This window comes from bacterium (assembly GCA_022616075.1).
Lineage (GTDB): Bacteria > Acidobacteriota > HRBIN11 > JAKEFK01 > JAKEFK01 > JAKEFK01.
In genome coordinates this window covers 1-20,707 of record JAKEFK010000314.1, presented here as the reverse complement: position 1 = coordinate 20,707, position 20,707 = coordinate 1, and the positions used below count along the sequence as shown (strand labels likewise).

The following is a 20,707-nucleotide window of genomic DNA, read 5'->3' as shown; positions in this document are numbered from 1 at the left end:
CTGGGAGTTATCTACCGGCGCCTGTCACAGTTTGAAATGGCGCATGGCCAGGATCCTGATCAATCCCTGCAGTCTTCGATTGATGCTTTGCAGCGGGCCATTCAACTGAACCCGGGAGCCCTTTTCGCATACAACAGTCTGGGCAATGCTCTTTCACAGAAGGCCTCGCTTGAAATGGCCCGTGGTTCTGATCCGCGTGCGTGGTTAAAACAATCCATCGATGTTTTTGAGCAAGCGATCGAAATCAATCCGCAATATTACGCGAGCTTTGTAAATCTTGGTGTTACCTATATGGAGCTGGCCACGTTCGAAATGCAGCATGGAAACGATCCTTTTGATTCGCATGAAGCCGCAATCCGGAACTACCGTAAAGCGCTTGCGTTGAATCAAGGAAGCGCTATCGTTTATAACAATCTCGCCAATGTGTACAAAGATCGCGCGCTTTATCTGTTTGAACATTCTCAGAATCCTACTTCGGATCTCAAAAGAGCGGACGAACTTTACGCGCAATCGATGAGGATCAAGCCGGATTATCCGCAGACTTACACGAATGCCGGAGGGGGACACCGGCTGCTTGCCATGTATGAGCTTTCTCAATCGCGCGATCCTGGCAGTGAGATGGAACTGGCGATGAGGGATCTTGAAGCTGGTCTCAAAATCAATCCAAGCATCATGGAAACGCATTTGGAGATTGCGCTGGTTCATCTTTTGAAGGCGGAGCAGGCAATCGCGAAAAAGAAATCACCCGGCCCGGCTTTTCAAGCATCAGAGGAAGCTTTGAAGAGAGCACTGGAAGTTGATCCTGATTCCACTACGGCGCGGCTGGCAATGGTGGATCTTGCGCTTCTGCACGCCGAGTGGCGCATCCATCATCAGCAGAATCCGAAACATTGGATTGATATTGCCGGGGAGGTTCTCCAGCAGGTGCAGCAATTGAAACCGGATTCTACGGGTGGACTGGAACGGGGTGCGCAGCTGTTTCGCTGGAAGGCTGAATGGAAGATCCTGAAAGGAGAATCCGCCGAACCGGAAATCCGTCAGGGTCTGGAGAAGGCACAAGCAGCATTGCTCATCAATTCAAAACTTGCGTCTGCGTATTTAACTCAAGGGATCCTATTTTTTTTGCAACAGGATAAAAAAAGGGCGGCGGCCGCTTTAGAGCAGGCAATCTCAATCGATCAGAATTTGAAAAACAAAGTGGTGCCCTATCTGCAACGCGTCCGATAAACCTATAATATTCTCTCTGCGATCTCCGCGTCCTCTGCGGTAAAAATGTTCGGGTTCATGGCACGAAGGTATTCGCGATCGAAGGCGGCGAGCAGGCTTTCCAGATTCGAGTAAGGTCCCGGAACGTAAGCGCGGGAGCCGATTCCTTTTTGTGAAAGCTCACATACATTCCAATCCTGTTTGTTTGTGAGATCCCAGAATTCTATGGCCGGATTTGGATCGAAATCAGCGCGTATCATCGCATCCGGATGAAATAACCATTCACATTGGATCCGGGTGAGATCGGGCTGAATTCGTTCCAGCCGGTGAACCAGAACGTAGTCCGGATGCAGACTCAAAAACATGCTTGGAAAAAGAGTGTAATAGTGGACTACATCCTTTTCATCTTCACAAAGCGCGGATGCGCAGGCGTGTCCATCCATCGTCATGCTTCCACCTTCCATGGAAATCTGCATTGGGCCGCCCAGAAACGGACCTTCATCGAGATGATTCAATGCGCTTTTGTAAGGTGTGAGTTTCGCAAGCAGCGGATGAACGGTCGGGCAATGATAGCATTCATTGTAGTTCTGAAAAATTAGTTTCCAGTTGGCGTTCACTTCATAGGTTGTTGAGTGCGCAATGCGCAGGTCTTCCAATCGCCATGCTTGAAAACGTTCTAGTAGTGGCGCAAATGCGATTTCAAAAGGCTCAGGTGTCTCCGAAAGGTTGATGAACAGAAATCCTTCCCATTCGGCCGTTGCAAGGGAATGCAAAGGATAGGCGCTGCGATCGAAGCCGCGTACATCCTTCATGTTCGGAGCGCCGATCAATTCTCCTGAAAGTGAGTAAGTCCACGTGTGGTACGGACATTGAATCTTGCCGGAGAATTGTCCTTGAGGTTCCGTGCACAACCGGGTTCCACGGTGCCGGCACACGTTATAGAATGCGCGCGCTGTGCGATCCGAATCCCGCGTAAGAATGATGCTCTCCCCGAGTAAATTAGCAAGCAAAAAACTGCCGGGTTGCGGCAAAGCGCTCGATCTGCCTGCGCAGAGCCAGCTCCTCGCAAAAATTCGCTCGCTTTCGCTTGCGAACATTTCGGGAGAAGTAAAATACTCCTGTGGCAATGTGGTTGCGCCCTGGGCAAAACGTTTGAACATGGCACACCTCCTGGAAACGCTTCACCCAAAAATAGCAGCCAACGGTTGCAATGTCAAAAATTATGAAATATAGTTTCACAATATGAAATACTCCAAACCTTACCAGGGAACCCAGGCCGTGTTGCGTGCACTCTCTCTTTTGAGAACCTTTAGCGATAAAAAGCCGGTATGGACCCTTTCTGAATTTTCAAACGAACTGAAGCTGAACAAAACCACGGTGTTTCGTTTACTCACTGCGCTGGAAAGCGAAGGCTTGATCCGGCGCAGCGTAAACTCTGAAAGTTATACGCTTGGTCCGGAAATGGTGATTCTGGGCGCGCGGGCGATGCGTTCCTATTCCTTGCGGGAAATCTGCAAAGAAGAACTGAAAAATCTTGCTGAATCATCCCGCGAAACGGCGACACTCGAAATTCTTACAGGAAAAGATGTTTTAATACTGGATGAAGCTCGTGGTGCGCATCTGATCGGCACTGTGCAATCGGTCGGCACCCGCTGGCCCGCTTTTGCGACTTCCACCGGAAAATCGATTCTTGCTCATTTGCCGCCCGAACAGGTGACCGCAATACTGAAGGGTTCCCTGCCGCAGTATACGCCAAAAACGATTACCGACCCGGACAGATTGCGAAAAGAATTCGTCGAAATCAAACGTCGCGGCTATGCTGTTGCCGATGAGGCGTTGGAGCTTGGATTCCGTGCTGTTGGTTCTCCGCTTTTTCAGCACGATGGCGATGTGATTGCAGCCATCAGTGTAGGCGGACCAGCCGCGCGACTCACGCTCGAACGGCTTCCCGAATTTGGAAAACTCGTCAGCCGCATCGCGCAGCAGATTTCCAGTCGCCTTGGCTCAAAGAATTTTCAAATGACAAATTCCAAATAACAAATAATTTTCAAATTCCAAGATCCAAGACTCAAACCTCGGCTGGTAAAGTTTGAGCTTTGAGAATTGAAAATTGAGTATTATTTGGAATTTCGGATTTGAAATTTGGAGCTTCGTCATATGAGGCCTGCTACGATCATTTTGCTGCTGGATTGTCCCGATCAAAAGGGGCTTGTTGCGCGCATCACTTCATTCTTCTATCAACGTGGTTTCAACATCCTGCATTGCCAGCAGTACACGGACACGCGCGAGAATCATTTTTTTATGCGAATGAAGCTGGATATGAACGACCTCGCCACAAGTCGCGAAACTCTCGAACGGGAATTCGGCGATTTTGCGGTCCCCCTGAATATCCGCTGGCATATTTATTATTCCGATGTATTGCAAAGGATGGCGATTCTTGTGACCAAAGCTTCGCATTGTTTGTTTGATCTGTTGATCCGGTGCAAAGAAGGCGAAATTCAGTGCGAAATTCCCATGATTATCAGCAATCATCCCGATCTGCGCTATATTGCTGAGGATTTTCAGATTCCCTATCACTGGTTGCCGGTTACAAACGATACGAGAATGCAACAGGAATCGCAGATGAGGCGATTGCTCGGACAGCATGGAATCAATCTTGTTGTTCTAGCGCGATATATGCAGGTGCTCTCACAAGGCTTTGTAGAGGATTATTCGGGACGCATCATCAACATTCATCACGCTTTCCTTCCGGCGTTTCAAGGTGGGTCTCCCTACTCGCAGGCGTATGAACGCGGAGTGAAGATGATTGGAGCAACGGCGCACTATGCAACCATCGATCTGGATGAAGGTCCGATCATTGAACAGGATGTGGAACGCGTGAGCCACGAAGATTCGATTGAGGAGATGGTGCGAATCGGCAAAGATATCGAGCGAGTCGTTTTGTCCCGCGCCGTCAAAGCTCACTTGGAGCATAGAACCATCCTGTCCGGACGCCGCGTCGTCGTTTTTTCCACAGGAATCTGAGAATTAAATTCGGGCTAGTTGAAGAAGATAATCGAAATGTCTATCACGCGAGTGTAGGGCAAGATTGTGTTGCAGCGTCAGCGCGGAGATCCAGATGTCGTTGGTCGGTATCGGCGTTCCCTGCAGCCGCAATTGACGAAAAACCGACGCGTAATGATGCGTGGTTTGATCATCCGCAAAGAGCAGATGTACACCCGGTTTCATGAGAAATCGCCTCAAAACTCGTTCGTTTTCCGCGCCCTTTCTACCGACCGCAAATCCTGCACGCAGTTCAGCTACAACCACGAATGGCAAGAACACAGACTCTGCATTTGCCACAATTTGAGCGGTAATCTCGATCCCCTTGCAAAGGTTCACATATGAGTTTGTGTCAAGAGCGACTCTCACTTCCAAAGACTCTCATCGATTTGATCTTGTTCGGCTAAAGCGGATTCAATTACAGTATCCTTTTTCCAGCTGCCTACGATGTCGCTGAGATCACGATGTTCGATAACCCCATTGTTGAAGCCAAGTCCTTGAGCCAGGGCGTCGATGGCTACTTCGTTTAAACTCTTTCCTTCCACCTTTGCTCGTTCACGAATGGCTTCATCCAGGGCGGGTGGGATTCCTCGAATTGTGTATTGCATGCATAAATTATAGGCATTGTAGGCACTTTATGCAATCAGAGATATGGACCGGTTTGCCACTTCGAGTAAACTGGTCCTTTCAGGAGAGGATCCAAATGACGAAATACTTTTCGATTGTAGTTTCGCTGTTTCTTTTTGGTGTTTCCATCTATTCATTCGCGTCGGAAAGAACTCCAGGAGATCAGTTTGCGATTGCCATTGAATCGGGAGATCTGGAAAAGATCAAAGCTCTGGTTGAAGGCGGCGCGAAAGCGGACACGCTGATTGAATATGGCGAACACAAAATCACGCCTCTGATGAAAGCGTGCTGGGACGGAGAAATGGAAATCGCAACTTACCTGATGGATCAAGGAGCTGATGTGAATGCTGCGGATGAATCGGGAACAACCCCGCTATTCAATGCGGTCGCAAGAAATCGACCCGAGTTTGTGCAACTGTTGATCGATCGCGACGCAAAAGTGAACGTGAAAGATAGTCGCCAATTCACTCCTTTAACGAACGCTGCGGCGGCCGGCGCGGAAGAAATTTCGCGGATCCTGGTGAAAGCGGGCGCGGACATACTCGTGGAAACTTACGGTTTGACTCCGTTGATGTTTGCCGTCGCGTCGCGAAAGATTCCTATGGTGAAACTTCTTGTGGAGTTGGGCGCGCCTGTGGATCAGGTATCCAGCCTATCGGGACAAACCGCTCTCTTTTCGGCGATTTACTCGGGAAGTGCGGAAATGGTTCAAGCATTGATAGACTTGAAGGCGAATGTGAATTTCCGCACAAAGGATGGCGACACACCTGTCAAAGCGGCACAAAAAGGGGATCAGTTCGATATCATCGATCTTCTCAAAGCCGCAGGCGCAAAGGAGGAGGTAAAGCGATGAAGAAGATTTTGTTTTTTCTTGTGATTCTGCGTGTCCGGATAAAGCTCGGATACATTACTTGCGACCGCTTCTTTTACTGAAGCGAAGCCAAAGATTCGAGCGAAAGCAGGATTGCATGCCACAAGCTGCCCGTCAGGATTGCAAATGTAATCGGCGGTGAGGTCCTCTTCAAAAAAGGAACGATATTGTTCTTCGCTCGCGCGAAGAGTCTCTTCGGATCTTTTCCGTTCAATCGCTGCTGCGGCATGCTGCGAAACAAAAACAAGAATATCCTTTTCCCTTTCTCCAAACCGAATCTCTTCCGTATAACTCTGGACAGCGATTACTCCAATGCACCGTTCTCCCGTTTTTAGAGGAACTCCCAGCCAATCTACGGAGGGAACTCCTATGTCCTCGATCGCATTTTGCTCCAGTAACTGCTTAAATACTTCCGGAGTGGCTAGGAGAGGTCGGCCCGTGCGCAAAACATACGCGGTCAATCCATTATCCAGTTTTGCGGGAACGGGTGACAGAGTTTCGAATTCATCGACAAAATAAGGAACGTGAAACATCTGAGTGTCGCGATCGTACAGTGAAATGTAGAAATTCTTTGCGTACATGAGTTCCCCCACAACACCATGTACGGCGGCATAGAAATCCTTCATCTCCTTAACTGAGGTCGTAATCTCTGAAATGGGATAGAGTGCCGACTGAAGCGATACTGACAATCTGCTCTGGGTCACGGCGGCACCGAGAGCCAGGCCCATCACGGTGATCACTCCCATGAAAACTTGCATGGAAAGAAGCGACTCATTTAGATCTTCGCTGACGAATGGTCCGTAACCATTCTTTGTATACCAGATTGCAACCGCTGAAAGTAAAAAGCATGCCGACGAAGCTCCTCGTCTTCCAAATCGGAAGCTTGCCCAAACGACAAAGGGAATCGCCAAATAGGTGCGCTGAGATATCAGATCAAACCAACCTCGAAAGACGACGTGTGCGGCCGCAACCAGGACTGTAAGCACTAACAAAAATTCCAAAAAACGCGCCCGGTCCCAGCGCCAATAGGATCTTTGGCCCCAGGCAAATATCAAGGGAGCCAGAATGACAGCACCGATAAGATCACCCAGCCACCATGTCAACCAAAGATATCCGTAGTGAATGTTGTAATGAAACCCTTTGAAATAGATGGAGGTGGATCCTATTGTTGCGCCGACAATTGTGCTCAGCATGCAAGCCAACACAAAATAGAAAATCGATTGAGGACGATTCAACGACGTTTTCGAATCTACGAATGCAAGGATGAAATAGCCACCGAGGATTGCTTCTAGAGTATTTCCACATGCGATGCTGAATGCAATGTTGAATGGTAATCCAGCAGTGTAATTTGCGAAGAATGCGCCGGCCGCAATGGCCGGGCATATTCTAAAACCAAACAATAAGATGGCTCCGAGAGCAACTCCAGCCGGAGGCCAAACGGGAGAAACTACCGTTTTGGGCAACGCAAGGGAAAGTCCAATTTTGGCAGCAATGAAATAGACAATTCCAACGCAGATCAGATAAACAAGTGGATGCGTCCTGATTCTCATGGATTTCCGTTGCTTCTCCACCAAGATTTGTGCCACTTCAGGAAACACCTGGGGCGAACACCGGTGACCGGAATGATTCTGCTCGAAGAATTGATAGTTTCCAGGAGCGAACGGTGGCTGTTAAATCCGTGTTTCTTTTGCGTAAAAAATTGGCAATGCCAAAGATTTAAGACGGTATACCCGGGCAGTCTATGAAGGGTGGCAATTCAGCGATTCATGCTACTAGACTAATAGTTGTATGCCTCGAAAAGCGATCCGTCTGGGACGAATATCCGATGAGGACTTGCTCAGGCTGCGCCTGCGCGATCTACCGGTTCGTGTGGAAGGAACATTCGTTCAAAGACAAATCAAGCAACTCTATCACGAGCTGGAAAACCGCAAAATCCGTTTCAAACCACATATCTGGATTTCTGGCGAGTTTTATACTCCGGACGGAGTTCCTGGTTTTGCAATTCCATTTTACCTCACACATCCGCGCTTGATGCGGCTCGAACGAAAGCAGATGTTTGAGGTGGAGGGAGGAACCGATTATGAATTGATCCAGATTCTGCGGCATGAAACAGGCCATGCTCTGGACAATGCTTACCAGATACACTTGAAAAAAAGCTGGCGTGAAGTGTTCGGGTCTTTCAAGCAACGCTATCCTGTTTCATATAAACCGAAACCAAATAGCCGCAAATATGTGCTGCATCTGGATTCCTGGTACGCTCAGGCGCATCCTGCTGAAGACTGGGCAGAAACTTTTGCGGTCTGGTTGCGACCGGGAAGGCGCTGGCGAAGCCGCTACAAAGGTTGGCCCGCCTTGCGCAAGCTCGAATATGTAGACAAACTCATGCATCAGCTTGGAAAACAACCCCGAATAAACAGAAGCAGACTACATGACGAACCATTATCAGAGCTGAGCATGACTCTGGAAAATTATTACAAAATGAAACGGCAGAGATATTCACTGGAGTATCCTTCTTTTTATGATCGCGATTTGCGGCGGATTTTTTCAGATGATCCGCGATTTCGATCGAGAGCTTCTGCGGCAACCTTTTTGCGGAGGTTCCGCGGTGAGATTCGAAAGATTGTTTCGCGCGGCACAGATGTTCATTCTTACACGATCGATCACGTGCTGGATAACATTATTGAACGCGCCAAGGAATTGAAGCTCAGACTTCAGTCGTCAGTAAAGTTTACAAAACAGGAAACGATTATCATGCTGACTGTTCACACCATGAATATTGTGCATTCCGGCCGCTACCGCTTCCACTACGGCATGTAGACTGAACCGCCAAGACGCTAAGCCGCCAAGTAAGGACGAAAAAATATTTTAATCTTGGCGTCTTGGCGGTTTATTAACTCGAGTGGTCATGGATGATGCGCCAGTGCTCCCCTTTCTTTTGCAAGATCAGCGTGAACCAGCCGGATGATTTCTTGCTGTTTTCTTCCACAGTCCAGCGTCCCCAGGCCCGGGCTAAGCCCGGAGCCAGCTCTTCCACTTGAAGCTGCGAAAAGGAGAGTTTTCCGAAATCAGCCTTCCCGAATTTAGCGCGGCCGGAACAATGACTTGATTGACTGCCTGCATACCCGCAGAGAGAGCAATCCAGCACGTGCGAAACGAGAAATTTCAGCAGCAATACACTCAGTAAGGTACCTTTCCGCAAAAAACCCTTCAAAAAATGAAGGGATTTTTCAGAAAACCGTGCGTTAGTGAGCATGGAGGTTCAAAAATGATCACAAGGTTCAGAAGCTGAAAGAGTTCATAGAAAAGAAGATTGTGGACACCTACGGGATTGGATTGAAGTTACTTATGGTGGAACACAATGCTGCAGAAGCTCAAAAATATTTTGCTCGCAGGCTGGAGCTCGAACCAGGGTGAAACAGCCCGAATCAATCAAGGAGGACCATTGTGAGTATCATTCAAGGCCAAATTGTTGGAAAGGAACAACTGATTCTTCTGCCGGTGGAGCAGATGTCTTTCACGCTGACAACGGATCCGGGTGTACAGGTTGTAATGCAAACCGGCAGAAACGCAATCGTGGTATCGGGCTATGTCGAGACGGGAATTTATATCTCTCCGCTTAGAAGATGATGACAATATTTGGGACTTAGAGCTCCATTTTCTGGTTGGTCCATTTTGGACCGACATTGTGCAGGTTTCCGCCAGCGTATCTCTCGCAGCCATTTTTAGTCTGGAGTCGGATGAGGTCGATCATTCCCGGTGGGAGATACGGGAATGCACCTGGGAAGTTGCTGAGATGCCGCCCGAAGGAGAGAAGATCCGCTTGAAGGTAAAGATCAGGGTCCAGGGAGCAGACAATGGTTTGGACCTTCTTGCGTATCAAGTCGTTGCAACCGGGACGCTCTCGAAGTTGCCCAGGCCGGAAGAGCTTTCTGCGGATCTGTGAGAGTCTTGATTCCTGGTTGGCCGGCTGGAAGCCAGCGTTACAAATCGCTCAGAGTTTCCGTTTCTTTGAGAAATGGAGCAAAAGTGAAGGACACATTTCCGTTCGTACGAATCGCCTCCGTAAGGCTAGTTTTGGCTTTCTCTGCTAACTCTGATCTTTGTTTACTGAGACTGGATGATCTGGCCTGCAACAAATAAAACACTCCCCTCAATCCTAACATCTCGGCAGACCTGGGATTTATTTTTAGCGCTCGCGAGACCATCTCTAATCCAAGATTGACTTCTTGATCGCAAGACATTTTGGATTGAAGATCCCATTCAGCCCACCATCGGTAGAGCCTTGCCCCGGAGTAACAAACATCGAAAATTTCCGAGCTCTTTCCCGCTTCTTCGGCGCGGCGCAACCATTGCAATGAGCTTCGGAATTCGCGAACCGGTGATTTTCCTTGTAACATTTTCCACCGCCCGGCAACTATTTCCATTTCTCCGCGAATCGTAAAAATGCCCCAATCGTCTTTTTCTCTTTCAAAAGCAAGATCCAGTTCGTGACTTGCTTCCTTTAGATCAGATGTAGGATCCATGTTTCGTGAAACGGAGTATTCTGCCATTCGCCAGGCCGCCTGCCCCAAACCTCGAAGCGCATATTCGTAACCGGGCCGTATTTGAAGTGTCTTCCTGTAGTACTCTTGCACTCGCCTCAAGGCGTCCTGAGGGTTTTGCCCCACAGCGAATTGATATTCTGCTTGAGTTAAAGAAGTGTATCCAAGATTCACATACGTCAGGTAATAATCCGGATTGATCTTCAATGCCTTTTGAAAAGCAGATAGCGCAGAATCTACCGAAGCGCTTGAATTCAATCCGTTTGCCGTTTCGTATTCTGCTTTCGTAGTTAGAACTGCCCCCATCGCCATCAGCGGTTTGAGAGATTTGGAATTTATCCTGGCGGCCTCCTTTAAAAAATGTTGCGACTGATCCAATACTTTTCTCGGATCGCCTCCTCTGTCTATCAAATACTGGGAGAACGTTTGTGACATTTCCCCGCGAAAGTAGTAAGAATCTCCATCATTCGGATTAATTTGAATTGCTCTTTCAAAACTTTGATCGGCGTTCTCGATTGCTCTTCGTGGATCCTTATGAATTTGAAACAGGTAATCGGCCTGTAAAAAATAAGCCTGTCCAAGAGCCCGGTGAGTTCGGGCATCGTCCGGCCTGAATTGAGTTGCTTCAACGGCGGTTTGGATAGCCTTCTCCAACACAGATCCAATCTCTCTGCGTGGAAAATCATGCCGAGCCCACTGGAGATGCAGCAAACTAAAAGCGAGCAACGCTTCGAGATTTTTAGGATCCGCCTTTAAAGCTTTCTGGCATGCTTCCTGACCGGAATCGTAAGCTTGATCAACAGGTCCCCCTTTTTGCTCATGCATTTCAAGAAGATTGATCTTTAGGTTACAAAGTCCCACATAGCCGGCAGGATCACTGGTACCTTTTCCAACGCTTTTTTCGTAAGCGAACTCGGCTTTTGTAAACGACTCGAAAGCCTCAGCGTATTTTCCATAATTCAAAAATTGTCGCCCTTTCAAACGGAAGGAATCTCCTTCCAATTTCGCTGCCTCATAAAGCCATGGCTCATTCTGAATTGCGCGTGCAGACTTATTGATTGCATCATCAAAGCGTTCATCCAGGAACTGAACGAGTGCTTCGGCATATTCAGAGTATTCCGCCGCATGTCTCCCTTCTTGAATAAAAGCCAGCGCAGGATTTTTGAAGTTTTTTTGTAATTCTTTCATTCTGGCTGCCCGTTGCTCATCGTTTGCGATTCTGGAAGCTGCTTCCAGCTCATTTTCGTAAACCATGGCCAGTGTTAGACCGTATGAAAATGCAACTTCAGGCGTTCTGTAATCATATCGATGGATCGCAGACTCAAAATTCTTTTTTGCTTCTTCGTAATCCCTGATTGCCATCCATCCACGACCCAACGCGTAGTGGCCGGGGCCTAATGCTGATCCACCCAACTTGCTCATACGCAAGCGGACTGCCTGTATACGATCTTCTATAAGTTTTCTTTCGGCAGTGACATCATGAAGCGGAAGAAGATAAGCGAATCGCATGATCCCTTCCATACGAGCGGCTTCAGCTCCGAATTCCTGAAGAAATCTGGCCTGTTGATCGGCCCTCCATTGAATTACACCGGCAATCACTCCTGTGATCACAAGACCCGCGAATGCAACTGCTGTTACGGCCACGGCCACTTTATTGCGCTGGATGAATTTTATTCCCCGATAAGTCAGAGTGTCTTTTCGAGCCAAAACAGGAAGTCCGGAGAGGTGGCGCCGGATGTCTTCTGAGAATTGTTCCACCGATTGATAGCGCCGCTGCGGCTCTTTGCGCAACGCCATCAAAACAACGTTGTCCAGATCACCACGCAACCTGCGCCGCAATCGCTCCGGCGTTCCTTCCCGGTATTTGCTGACAGCTTCGGGAGTGACGTCCTCTACTACAGTATTCACAACAGTGCTCGGAAGCTGCGGGTTTGTTTGCGTGATGATCCTGGCAACCTCTACCGCAGGCACTGACTTCAAACGATAGGGCAGATGGCCGGTCAATAGCTCGTAAAGCAAAACGCCAAGCGAATAGATATCGCTCAGTGTAGTTACATTGCTGCCCAGCGCCTGTTCGGGACTCGCATATTCAGGTGTCATCGGCAGAAAACCGGTAGCCGTGTTGAGCTCATCAGAATGAGGTTGCAAGATCTTAGCGATCCCAAAATCCAGTAATTTTGGAATGCCGTCCGCGGTCACAAGAATATTGCTTGGTTTGATGTCGCGATGAACCACAAGGTTGCGATGCGCATAAGAGACTGCGGCACACACCTGACGAAACAATTCCAGCCGGCCCGTGATATTCAAATTGTTTTCATCGCAGTAGAGGTCAATAGGGCTCCCTTTCACATACTCCATGACAAAATAAGGAAGCCCGCTGGCGGTTGAAGCGCCTTCCAAAAGCCGTGCAATATTGGGATGATCAAAATTTGCGAGTATTTGCCTTTCGGTACGGAAGCGGCGAAGCACCTGTTCCGTATCCATTCCCCGTTTTATGAGCTTTATAGCAACCTGCTTTTTGTACTCCTGGTCAGCCCGCGCAGCCAAATAGACAGCGCCCATCCCTCCGCGCCCAATTTCTTTTAGAATTCTGTAGGGGCCGATTTGATCGTCTATTTTTAGAGGGTCCTCTTCCTCGGCCATCGCCTCAGCAGCATCGGCAAAAACGGGAGTTTCGATAAAATGTTCTGATTGAAGATGAGCATCAATTAGCGCTTGAACTTCGTTCCTTAGTGCCTCATCATCGGCACAGGCTTCAACAACAAATTGGCTTTTCTTTTCAGTCTCCAAATCCAACCAGGCCGCAAACACCTCATTGATCTTTTTCCAGCGTTCTTGGTCCATGTATTCCTTACTCTTTCCCCTTTATCCATCGGAACAACCATGCACGGGCGACTGCCCATTCGCGCTCCACCGTAGTATGTCCGTAGTTATAGCATGAACCGTGTGTATCTTGGCGCTTGGACAATCTTAACTTGAGTGGTCGTGGATAATTCGCCACTGATCCGCTTTCTTTTGCAGGATCAGTGTGAACCAGCCGGATGATCTCTTGCTGTTCTCTTCCACAGTCCAGCGTCCCCAGGCCCGGGCTAAGCCCGGAGCCAGCTCTTCCACCTGGAGCTGCGAAAAGGAGAGTTTTCCGAAATCAGCCTTCCCGGATTTGTATCTTTTTTCGTATCGTTCTTTGAGCTCTTTGGAACTGCGGATCTCAACAGTTGACAGAAAAACCAGATGATTCGTGTCGTCATAAGGGCGGATGAAACCGTCCAGATCGCCGCGGTTCCAGGCGTCATCCTGCTCCTTCAAAAGCTGACGAATTTCCACGTCAGCATCGCCGCCGTAGGAAACGCTCGAAACCAAGAGCAACAATACAAATAGAATTGCACGCATGAAAACCTCCTAAACAAAGTAGCGCGGGCGTCCCGCCTGCGAGGGCTGCGCAGACGAGACGATCCGCGCTACTTTGTCCTCACTGATTATAGGACTTTCGTTACATTCTGTTATTGTCTTGGAATGAAAGTACCAAGGCCATTCCTCCTAATCGTCGCGCTTTCTCTTTGCGTTTTGCAACGGGCAGCTGGCCAGCAGCCGAAACCGGTTACGGTCGACACGTTGATCGGCCTCGCCTCCATCGTTGATGTAAAAATCTCGCCCAAAGGGGACCAGGTTGCGTGCGTAGTATCCAAACCATCTCTGGAAAAGAATCAGCATGAGCCGTTCCTCTATGTTGTGCCGGTTAGCGGAGGTGAGCCCCGTAGACTTGCCGAAAAAGTGCGAATCTTTGGCATAAATCTTCCGTCCCCTAAATTGCGATGGTCGCCCGATGGTTCGCTTGTTTCGTTTCTTGGATTTACTGATGAGAGACCACAGGTATTTGCTCTGGATGCATCAGTCGGTCAAGCCCGTGCGCTGACCAATGCGCCGGAAGGTGTGTCAGGTTACGAGTGGTCGCCGGATGGCACGAACCTTGTGTATCTGACGCGCGACCCTATGTCAATAGAAGAGCAACGCCGGCGAAAGGATCAGTCATTCGTGATTCATGTGGATGAGCCGGAACGCGCCACGCGAATGTTTTTGCAACCGTTGGATGGTAAAGGGCGCCCGCTGACACCGCCAAGTCAATACGTGGAAAGCATGTCGTGGTCACCCGATGGCCGCGAGATCGCTTACGCGGCTGCGCCCACCACAGGATTCCTGGCTCAATACGCCACACGGATCTATTCCGTGAAGATTGAAGACGGTGCTACACAATCAATCGTCGATCGGTCCGGAATGAATAGCACACCGCGATACTCTCCCGATGGATCCAGGATCGCATTTATTTCTTCGAACGGCGAAGTCTCGCTGATGGCGCCGCGTGGCCTCTGCATCGCACAAGTGCGAGGTAAGCCGGAAATCCGAAGCTATGGTTTGGATGACGCGTGGGTAAGCGACGTGACATGGGCACCCGACAGCAAGTCTGTTTATCTCCTTACCACAGATGGCACTTACGGCAGAAAAGAACACATGTTCGAACAGCCCGTTGTGAGGGTTTGGACGGAGACCGGCAAATCCGAAGTTGTTGCCGGCGGAAAGACTGCGAACTATTCGCTCACCCTGACACGCGATGGCAAAACACTCGCCTATAAACGTATTGACCCGCGAACGATGGGAGATGTTTTTGTGCAGGATCTGGCCAATGGACGTGTCACAAAATTGACGGAAATCAATCCGCAACTGAACGATCTTGCGCTTGGTGATATGAAGGCAATCCTATGGCGCTCCTTCGACGGCATGGAAATCTGGGGATTGTTGATGACACCGCCGAACTACACCGCCGGCCGCCGCGTTCCGCTGCTTGTGTATTGCCACGGCGGCCCAAACGGAGGAGTAACCTATGGGCTCTTCCCGCAGTTCATGCACACAGTTCCTCAAGTGGATTACTATCCGGTGGAAGCAATGGCAAGCGCAGGCTTTGCGGTTTTCTTTCCGATGCCGCGCGGCGGTATCGGTTATGGTGAGGCGGGTCAACGGTCGATTGTCAATGATTGGGGCGGCGCCGACTTCAAAGACATCATGAGCGGCGTTGACTATCTGATTGACAAGGGAATTGCAGATCCAGAGCGTCTAGGTGTGATGGGTGCATCTTACGGTGGATTCATGACTCCATGGATCTTAACGCAAACAACAAGATTCAAGGCTGCCTCTTCCGGTGCCAGCATCACCGATCTCAAGGATATGTACTTCCTTGCGGATGGCGGGGAGGTAATGGCGGAGTATTTCAAACGACCCTGGGAAGCTCCCGAATCCTACGTCTCGCACTCACCGCTGACCTTTGCCGATCGCGTAACGACTCCGCTGCTCATTCAGCATGGCGAACGCGATCTGCGTGTGCCGATTGCTAACGCGTGGAAGTTCTATCGCGCATTGAAGCAGCACGGAAAGATCGTGGAATTCGATATTCACCCAAACAGCAGCCACGTTTTCTACCAACCCATGCAGGAGCGGGAAGCCATGCAACGTAACCTCGATTGGTTTCTGAAGTGGATTCGTGTCGATTAATTTTTAATCTTGGCGGCCTGGCGGCTTGGCGGTTATTAATTTGAGACTATTTACATTGATGGTGAATACACTGTGGTCTTCTTCGACAGTTCCTTCGATCAGATACGGACCGCGGCTCGTGAACAGATGTCCGAAGCGGTCGTAAGCGCGCGGGAAGAACGTTGCTTCGAATAAGCATTCAGTGTCTTCAAAGCTGACAAACATCATCCGTTCTCCTTTTTTCGTGGATGCAGGTTTCGCGGTCACATGCCAACCGATCACGCGGACGCGTTGTCCTTTGTATTCTGAGAGCAATTTTGCAGGAACGTATCCTTTCACATGTTTCCATGGCTTATAAAGATGCAAAGGATGTTTGGTCACGCCGATATCCATCAGTTCCATCTCCCATCGCAGCTTTTCATCGTCCGTGTAATCGCGCAACCGCGGAAGTCGCGGAAGATGAAGAATCGATGCTCCAATCAAATCGCTTTGTTTCCGTTGAGAAACGGCGGACGAAAAAATTGCTTTCATCAACCAGAGCAGTTGCGGACGGTTCATTCCAAAGGAATCGCAAGCCCCGCATTTGATCAGCGTTTCCAGCTCACCATCATTAAACTCGGTTCGCAGAAGGAAGTCGGCAAAATTTTCGAAAGGCCTGCGCGCTCGCTCTTCGAGAAAACTTTCCAGATGCCGTGTCGCAATATTTTTGATTTGCATCAGTCCCACACGAATTCCGCAAGGCCCATCGGCTGTGTAACAAAGTTCTCCTTTCAACACATCGGGAAGCCGCAAACGGAGTCGCATGCGGCGTGCTTCTTCTATATAAGCCATCGTTGAATAAAAACCGCCCTGATTGGAAAGCACAGCCGCCATGAATTCCGCCGGATGGTACGCTCGCAAATAAGCCACCTGAAAGGACAACTGCGCGTAAGAAGCGCTGTGCGCTTTGCAGAATGCATAAGAAGCAAAAGTGGAGATCTGGCGCCAGATTTCTGTAGCAATCTCGTTTTGCACATCTCGCTCCATCGCCTTTTCAATGAATTGTTTTTCCAGATCGTCCATCGCACGGCTGGAACGCTCTTTGCCGCTCATCGCGCGGCGGAGCTGATCCGCTTCTTCCATGCTCATGCCCCCAACTTCATGAGCCACACGCATCACATCTTCCTGATAGATCATGACGCCGCAAGTTTCCTTCAAAAACATTTCCATTTTGGGATGCAAATATTCCACGAGTTCTTCGCCTGTTTTTCGGCGGATGTATTGTTGCATCATGCCGCTTTCGGCGACTCCCGGCCGAATCACGGAGCTTGCTGCCGTCAGATCTTCAAATGAAGTGACTTTCAACTTTTGAAGGAGTCCGCGCATCGAAGGGGATTCGATGTAAAAACAACCCATCGTATCCGCTGTGCGGATCTTCTCTTTCACTGCTTCGTCTTCGTAAAGCGATTCGTGATTGTGAATTGAATCCAGCGAAGTTCCTTTTGCCCGCAGAGAGGCAATCACATCATCCAGCACAGAAAGAGAACGTTGCGCGAGCAAATCGATTTTTACCAGACCGATATCTTCCACACCGTACATATCGTATTGCGTGACAACGAGTCCTTTGGTGGACCGCTCCAGCGGAATCATCTGCGTGATTGGATACGGCGCAATCACGATTCCGCCGGCATGGATCGACAGATGGCGCGGGAATCCATTGATGTGAGCGGCAAGTTTGAGAATCAGTGGAAAGGGTTCCTGTTCCAGAGGCAGATCGCGGGTTTCGGGAAACTGGTTTTTGTCTTCCAGGACCGCCTGTGCATCGGCGCCCCAGGGAATTCGAGAAGAAACCGCGGTGATTTCATCGTCCGGAAGTCCCAATGCTTTTCCGATTTCGCGCACGGCAAGACGCGCGGTGAAAGTCACATAAGAGCAAATCATCGCGACTCGATCGTGGCCGTAACGCTCATAAACATAAGCCAAAATTTCATCGCGCACTTTCCAGCCAAAATCGAGATCGATGTCGGGTGGAGATTTCCTTCCGGCATTCAAGAAGCGTTCGAAATAAAGGTCGTACCGGATCGGATCGACATTTGTGATATCCAGCGCGTAGGAAACAATGCTGCATGCGACCGATCCACGTCCCACCCAGCTGATCCTTTTCTCTTTTGCGTAACGAAGCACATCCCACACAGCCAGGAAATAATCCACAAAGCCAAGATCGCGAATCACTTTCATTTCGTGATTTAAACGCTCCCGTGGAGCGCCGCTGAAAGCTGATCCATAGCGGCGCTCCAACCCTTCGCGGCACAGACGCTCAAAAAATCTCCAGGAGGACTCTCCGGTGGGAACAGAAAATTCCGGAAATGCCGTTTTGCCGATTTCCAGATCGACTGAACATTGCTCTGCGATTATTGCCGTATTGTGAATGGCCTCCGGAATGTCCTGAAACAGTTCTTCCATTTCCTGTTCTGTTTTTAACCGGCTGTCAGCGGAAGCCAGAGGGAGCCGCGCATGAATGTGCGATTGCTTTTGAATGGCAGTGAACACGCGATGAAGGAAGAAATCATTGGAGTGCAGGAAGTGAACATCATTGGTTGCTACGACACCGATTCGCAAAAAAGAAGCAAGCTCCCGCAACCGCCGGATTGTTTTTGCGTTTCCTTCTTCCTGATTGCGCACCAGCTCCGCGTACAGGTGATTGTGATCCCAGCAAACAGCAAGATCCGTTAATAACGTTTCATCTTGCGAGATCACAAAAATTTGCGGATCGGAAGTGTACGCAATTTTTTGCAGATCTTTTCGCAGTGAAAATTTTTCGACCAGGTGGCGCGCAGTAATAATTTCCGATATCTGGCTGAATCCTTTTTTGTTTTTTGCAAGAAGAACGGCTTCCCCATCTTGGGATCGAAGACAACAGCCGAGAATCGGCTTGACTCCGATCTGTTTTGCAAATTGATAAAACTGGATCGCGCCGTAAAACGCGTTTGTATCGGTGAGAGCAATCATCGGCATTTGCAAATCTTCCAGCCGGAACAATAACTGAGGCACGCTGAAAGTGCCTTCCAATAACGAAAACGCGCTATGCAAATGCAAATGCACGAACATGGTTCCGTGACCCCGTGTGTATTGTAGGCGAAGAAAAAGCGAAAATCAAATATGATAACGTAACTGTCTATTGACATAATGTATTCTATACATTACATTATGTAACGTATGGAATACATCAAGGAGGGTGAAATGGAGACTCAAAAAAGACGATTACCTGGAGTACTTTATGCGACCGGTGCAACAGTTTTACTGTGGGGAGCGCACCTGTACGCGCGTGAGTTTATGAAACTGGACCCGGGAGATACACTCCGGCTGATAATAACGTCAGCGCTGGTGCTGGCGTTTCTTTGGCTGGTAGTCGAACAAGTTCGGCTGTCGCGTCATCTGGATGAATTTCATCGCCAGGTGCAATATCTGGCGCTGGGAATCGCTTTTCCGGTGGCGCTGGTGCTCACATTTGCGATCGGATTTTTTCGCGCGGAAGGTTTGTTTGCAGGCGCCGACTCGCGCGATCTATTCATGGTTTTGATTCTGAGTTACGCGGCCGGTTGGACGATTGCCTGGAGGCGATACGCATGAAAAACCGGCTGCGAGTGCTGCGGGCAGAGCGGGAGTGGACGCAAGAAGAGCTTGCAAACGAACTGGGAATCACGCGCCAGGCTGTCATTTCCATCGAAAAAGAAAAATATGATCCAAGCCTTGTTCTGGCTTTTCGCATTTCAAAGGTATTTGGTCAACCACTGGAAGCGATTTTTTTCCCTGATGAAGATCTGTAAACAAATAACCGCCAAGACGCCAAGTAAAGGAAAAGAATATTAACAAAGTAGCGCGGACGTCCCGTCTGCGCAAATGCAGGCGAGACGCCCGCACTACTTCGCTTACATTGCAACTGCTCAATCACGGAACTAGTTTTCAGGCAGGAGTTACGTATGAGAATTGCTTCAATGGTTTTCGTTTTGATGGCCGTTTGCTCCTTTGCTTCCGCTCAGGAATGGGCCGGCACTTACACGACGACAATCAGTCCGGCGGATGTTCCTCCAGAGATGGCGGCTGCCGCAGGGAGCTGGGAATTGATTCTGGGTGAGGAAGGGCAATTTACTAGCACGCAAAATGGAGAGGTCGTAGTGCGCGGCACTTACGCGGTCTCCGGTGACCAGATGGCCTTCAGCGATGCGGAAGGAAAGATGGCCTGCGCCAAAGAACAAGCTTCTGGAAGCTACAAACCCGCTCTGGATGGCGGAACACTTTCCTTTACACTTGTTGATGATCAGTGCGCAGGAAGGAGAATAGTTCTCACAAGTCACGCACTCACAAAGAAAAAGACAGCAGATTGACTTTCGCTTTTTCTTCGCCTATGCTTCTTATGTGAGAATCAACCGGCGGCCTGAAGTCCTCGCCGGACGGACCATGCGCGTAAGAAGTCCTTTTGGAACCGTCTACGTTACTTTGAATGAAAACGGAGACGGTTCTCCTTTTGAACTTTTTGTAAATACCGGAAAGTGCGGATCCGATCTTGCTGCCGATGCGGAAGCAATTGGAAGACTCTGTTCACTTCTTCTCTGTCTGCCATCACCCGTTTCTGAAGTGGAGCGAATTCAATGGATCGTTGAAAATCTCAGCGGGATCGGCGGCAGCAAAAATCCCGCAAGCGATGAACGCCCCGTCCGCAGCGTCCCGGATGCATTGGCCCTCGCATTGTCGCAGTATCTGCTAGCGAAGAAATTTGTAACGCCGGCTTCCAGCCGGCAGGATTAGTTTGTATCGCCAGCGAGACTGTCCGAAAACTCCGGCGGTCCGCGAAACGTAGCGAAAATCGGAGGGGTTCAACCCCTAAGAATTGTTTTTGAGCGTTTATAGAGCAAATGGTGAG

Annotated in this window: 20 protein-coding genes; 12 read left to right on the top strand and 8 right to left on the bottom strand. The window is 49.4% G+C overall.

Annotated features, from left to right (window positions below):
- Positions 1 to 1,227: hypothetical protein (locus tag L0156_25080; GenBank protein ID MCI0606273.1), on the top strand; the 1,227-nt coding region annotated here is incomplete at its 5' end.
- Between the two features lie 2 nt (positions 1,228 to 1,229).
- Here the strand turns inward: L0156_25080 and L0156_25075 are convergent.
- Positions 1,230 to 2,366, bottom strand: a complete 1,137-nt coding sequence (locus L0156_25075; protein ID MCI0606272.1) for an aromatic ring-hydroxylating dioxygenase subunit alpha — start codon at positions 2,364 to 2,366, stop codon at positions 1,230 to 1,232.
- An 82-nt stretch (positions 2,367 to 2,448) separates the two neighbouring features.
- On the opposite strand from L0156_25075, the gene L0156_25070 reads away from it, so the two are divergent.
- Together L0156_25070 and purU are read left to right on the top strand one after the other, a co-directional pair.
- Positions 2,449 to 3,243 (top strand): IclR family transcriptional regulator, encoded by a 795-nt coding sequence (locus L0156_25070; protein ID MCI0606271.1) that lies wholly within the window; start codon positions 2,449 to 2,451, stop codon positions 3,241 to 3,243.
- A 120-nt stretch (positions 3,244 to 3,363) separates the two neighbouring features.
- The gene (gene purU, locus L0156_25065) at positions 3,364 to 4,230 is read left to right on the top strand and encodes a formyltetrahydrofolate deformylase (GenBank protein ID MCI0606270.1); all 867 of its coding nucleotides are present in this window, start codon (positions 3,364 to 3,366) and stop codon (positions 4,228 to 4,230) included.
- Positions 4,231 to 4,233: 3 nt separating this feature from the next.
- Here purU and L0156_25060 read toward each other — a convergent pair whose 3' ends face one another.
- Both L0156_25060 and L0156_25055 read right to left on the bottom strand, forming a co-directional pair.
- The gene (locus tag L0156_25060; protein ID MCI0606269.1) at positions 4,234 to 4,617 is read right to left on the bottom strand and encodes a type II toxin-antitoxin system VapC family toxin; all 384 of its coding nucleotides are present in this window, start codon (positions 4,615 to 4,617) and stop codon (positions 4,234 to 4,236) included.
- Positions 4,614 to 4,856, bottom strand: a complete 243-nt coding sequence (locus L0156_25055) for a hypothetical protein (protein ID MCI0606268.1) — start codon at positions 4,854 to 4,856, stop codon at positions 4,614 to 4,616. The genes L0156_25060 and L0156_25055 overlap by 4 nt, the downstream gene beginning before the upstream one ends.
- Before the next feature lie 95 nt (positions 4,857 to 4,951).
- Here L0156_25055 and L0156_25050 point away from each other — a divergent pair, with 95 nt between their 5' ends.
- Positions 4,952 to 5,728, top strand: a complete 777-nt coding sequence (locus L0156_25050; protein ID MCI0606267.1) for an ankyrin repeat domain-containing protein — start codon at positions 4,952 to 4,954, stop codon at positions 5,726 to 5,728.
- Here the strand turns inward: L0156_25050 and L0156_25045 are convergent.
- Complete coding sequence (locus L0156_25045) at positions 5,668 to 7,296, bottom strand: MASE1 domain-containing protein (protein ID MCI0606266.1); 1,629 nt, start codon at positions 7,294 to 7,296, stop codon at positions 5,668 to 5,670. The two genes, L0156_25050 and L0156_25045, sit on opposite strands and share 61 nt — an antisense overlap.
- Positions 7,297 to 7,534: 238 nt before the next feature.
- Here L0156_25045 and L0156_25040 point away from each other — a divergent pair, with 238 nt between their 5' ends.
- Positions 7,535 to 8,563, top strand: a complete 1,029-nt coding sequence (locus L0156_25040) for a putative zinc-binding metallopeptidase (GenBank protein MCI0606265.1) — start codon at positions 7,535 to 7,537, stop codon at positions 8,561 to 8,563.
- A gap of 73 nt (positions 8,564 to 8,636) precedes the next feature.
- Here L0156_25040 and L0156_25035 read toward each other — a convergent pair whose 3' ends face one another.
- Positions 8,637 to 8,999 (bottom strand): nuclear transport factor 2 family protein, encoded by a 363-nt coding sequence (locus L0156_25035; GenBank protein MCI0606264.1) that lies wholly within the window; start codon positions 8,997 to 8,999, stop codon positions 8,637 to 8,639.
- Between the two features lie 191 nt (positions 9,000 to 9,190).
- Here L0156_25035 and L0156_25030 point away from each other — a divergent pair, with 191 nt between their 5' ends.
- The gene (locus L0156_25030; protein ID MCI0606263.1) at positions 9,191 to 9,373 is read left to right on the top strand and encodes a hypothetical protein; all 183 of its coding nucleotides are present in this window, start codon (positions 9,191 to 9,193) and stop codon (positions 9,371 to 9,373) included.
- Positions 9,333 to 9,689 carry a hypothetical protein gene (locus tag L0156_25025; GenBank protein ID MCI0606262.1) on the top strand — a complete coding sequence of 119 codons (357 nt, stop codon included), beginning with the start codon at positions 9,333 to 9,335 and terminating at the stop codon, positions 9,687 to 9,689. The genes L0156_25030 and L0156_25025 overlap by 41 nt, the downstream gene beginning before the upstream one ends.
- Positions 9,690 to 9,726: 37 nt before the next feature.
- Here L0156_25025 and L0156_25020 read toward each other — a convergent pair whose 3' ends face one another.
- Together L0156_25020 and L0156_25015 are read right to left on the bottom strand one after the other, a co-directional pair.
- Positions 9,727 to 13,131, bottom strand: a complete 3,405-nt coding sequence (locus tag L0156_25020; GenBank protein MCI0606261.1) for a protein kinase — start codon at positions 13,129 to 13,131, stop codon at positions 9,727 to 9,729.
- 126 nt (positions 13,132 to 13,257) lie between these two features.
- Positions 13,258 to 13,677 carry a nuclear transport factor 2 family protein gene (locus L0156_25015; protein ID MCI0606260.1) on the bottom strand — a complete coding sequence of 140 codons (420 nt, stop codon included), beginning with the start codon at positions 13,675 to 13,677 and terminating at the stop codon, positions 13,258 to 13,260.
- Between the two features lie 123 nt (positions 13,678 to 13,800).
- Here L0156_25015 and L0156_25010 point away from each other — a divergent pair, with 123 nt between their 5' ends.
- Entirely contained in the window at positions 13,801 to 15,828 is a 2,028-nt protein-coding gene (locus L0156_25010; protein MCI0606259.1) for a S9 family peptidase, read from the top strand.
- A gap of 3 nt (positions 15,829 to 15,831) precedes the next feature.
- On the opposite strand, the gene L0156_25005 is transcribed toward L0156_25010, so the two are convergent.
- Positions 15,832 to 18,894 carry a DNA polymerase III subunit alpha gene (locus L0156_25005; protein ID MCI0606258.1) on the bottom strand — a complete coding sequence of 1,021 codons (3,063 nt, stop codon included), beginning with the start codon at positions 18,892 to 18,894 and terminating at the stop codon, positions 15,832 to 15,834.
- Positions 18,895 to 19,026: 132 nt separating this feature from the next.
- Between L0156_25005 and L0156_25000 the strand changes: the two genes are divergently transcribed.
- The 4 genes from L0156_25000 to L0156_24985 all read left to right on the top strand — a co-directional run bounded on the left by L0156_25000 (position 19,027) and on the right by L0156_24985 (position 20,592).
- Complete coding sequence (locus L0156_25000; GenBank protein MCI0606257.1) at positions 19,027 to 19,416, top strand: hypothetical protein; 390 nt, start codon at positions 19,027 to 19,029, stop codon at positions 19,414 to 19,416.
- Positions 19,413 to 19,613 carry a helix-turn-helix transcriptional regulator gene (locus tag L0156_24995; GenBank protein MCI0606256.1) on the top strand — a complete coding sequence of 67 codons (201 nt, stop codon included), beginning with the start codon at positions 19,413 to 19,415 and terminating at the stop codon, positions 19,611 to 19,613. The genes L0156_25000 and L0156_24995 overlap by 4 nt, the downstream gene beginning before the upstream one ends.
- Before the next feature lie 153 nt (positions 19,614 to 19,766).
- On the top strand, positions 19,767 to 20,171 hold the full coding sequence (locus L0156_24990; protein ID MCI0606255.1) for a hypothetical protein: 405 nt from the start codon (positions 19,767 to 19,769) through the stop codon (positions 20,169 to 20,171).
- A gap of 73 nt (positions 20,172 to 20,244) precedes the next feature.
- Positions 20,245 to 20,592: a hypothetical protein gene (locus L0156_24985; protein MCI0606254.1), complete on the top strand. Its 348-nt coding sequence runs from the start codon at positions 20,245 to 20,247 to the stop codon at positions 20,590 to 20,592.
- Positions 20,593 to 20,707 lie beyond the last annotated feature (115 nt).

What these genes read in the sequence shown, in the direction of transcription:
- L0156_25075 (MCI0606272.1), bottom strand. Translation starts at nt 2,366, where the DNA reads ATGTTCAAACGTTTTGCCCAGGGCGCAACCACATTGCCACAGGAGTAT.
- L0156_25070 (MCI0606271.1), top strand. Translation starts at nt 2,449, where the DNA reads ATGAAATACTCCAAACCTTACCAGGGAACCCAGGCCGTGTTGCGTGCA.
- purU (MCI0606270.1), top strand. Translation starts at nt 3,364, where the DNA reads ATGAGGCCTGCTACGATCATTTTGCTGCTGGATTGTCCCGATCAAAAG.
- L0156_25055 (MCI0606268.1), bottom strand. Translation starts at nt 4,856, where the DNA reads ATGCAATACACAATTCGAGGAATCCCACCCGCCCTGGATGAAGCCATT.
- L0156_25050 (MCI0606267.1), top strand. Translation starts at nt 4,952, where the DNA reads ATGACGAAATACTTTTCGATTGTAGTTTCGCTGTTTCTTTTTGGTGTT.
- L0156_25045 (MCI0606266.1), bottom strand. Translation starts at nt 7,296, where the DNA reads ATGAGAATCAGGACGCATCCACTTGTTTATCTGATCTGCGTTGGAATT.
- L0156_25040 (MCI0606265.1), top strand. Translation starts at nt 7,535, where the DNA reads ATGCCTCGAAAAGCGATCCGTCTGGGACGAATATCCGATGAGGACTTG.
- L0156_25035 (MCI0606264.1), bottom strand. Translation starts at nt 8,999, where the DNA reads ATGCTCACTAACGCACGGTTTTCTGAAAAATCCCTTCATTTTTTGAAG.
- L0156_25025 (MCI0606262.1), top strand. Translation starts at nt 9,333, where the DNA reads ATGTCGAGACGGGAATTTATATCTCTCCGCTTAGAAGATGATGACAAT.
- L0156_25020 (MCI0606261.1), bottom strand. Translation starts at nt 13,131, where the DNA reads ATGGACCAAGAACGCTGGAAAAAGATCAATGAGGTGTTTGCGGCCTGG.
- L0156_25015 (MCI0606260.1), bottom strand. Translation starts at nt 13,677, where the DNA reads ATGCGTGCAATTCTATTTGTATTGTTGCTCTTGGTTTCGAGCGTTTCC.
- L0156_25010 (MCI0606259.1), top strand. Translation starts at nt 13,801, where the DNA reads ATGAAAGTACCAAGGCCATTCCTCCTAATCGTCGCGCTTTCTCTTTGC.
- L0156_25005 (MCI0606258.1), bottom strand. Translation starts at nt 18,894, where the DNA reads ATGTTCGTGCATTTGCATTTGCATAGCGCGTTTTCGTTATTGGAAGGC.
- L0156_25000 (MCI0606257.1), top strand. Translation starts at nt 19,027, where the DNA reads ATGGAGACTCAAAAAAGACGATTACCTGGAGTACTTTATGCGACCGGT.
- L0156_24995 (MCI0606256.1), top strand. Translation starts at nt 19,413, where the DNA reads ATGAAAAACCGGCTGCGAGTGCTGCGGGCAGAGCGGGAGTGGACGCAA.
- L0156_24990 (MCI0606255.1), top strand. Translation starts at nt 19,767, where the DNA reads ATGAGAATTGCTTCAATGGTTTTCGTTTTGATGGCCGTTTGCTCCTTT.
- L0156_24985 (MCI0606254.1), top strand. Translation starts at nt 20,245, where the DNA reads ATGCGCGTAAGAAGTCCTTTTGGAACCGTCTACGTTACTTTGAATGAA.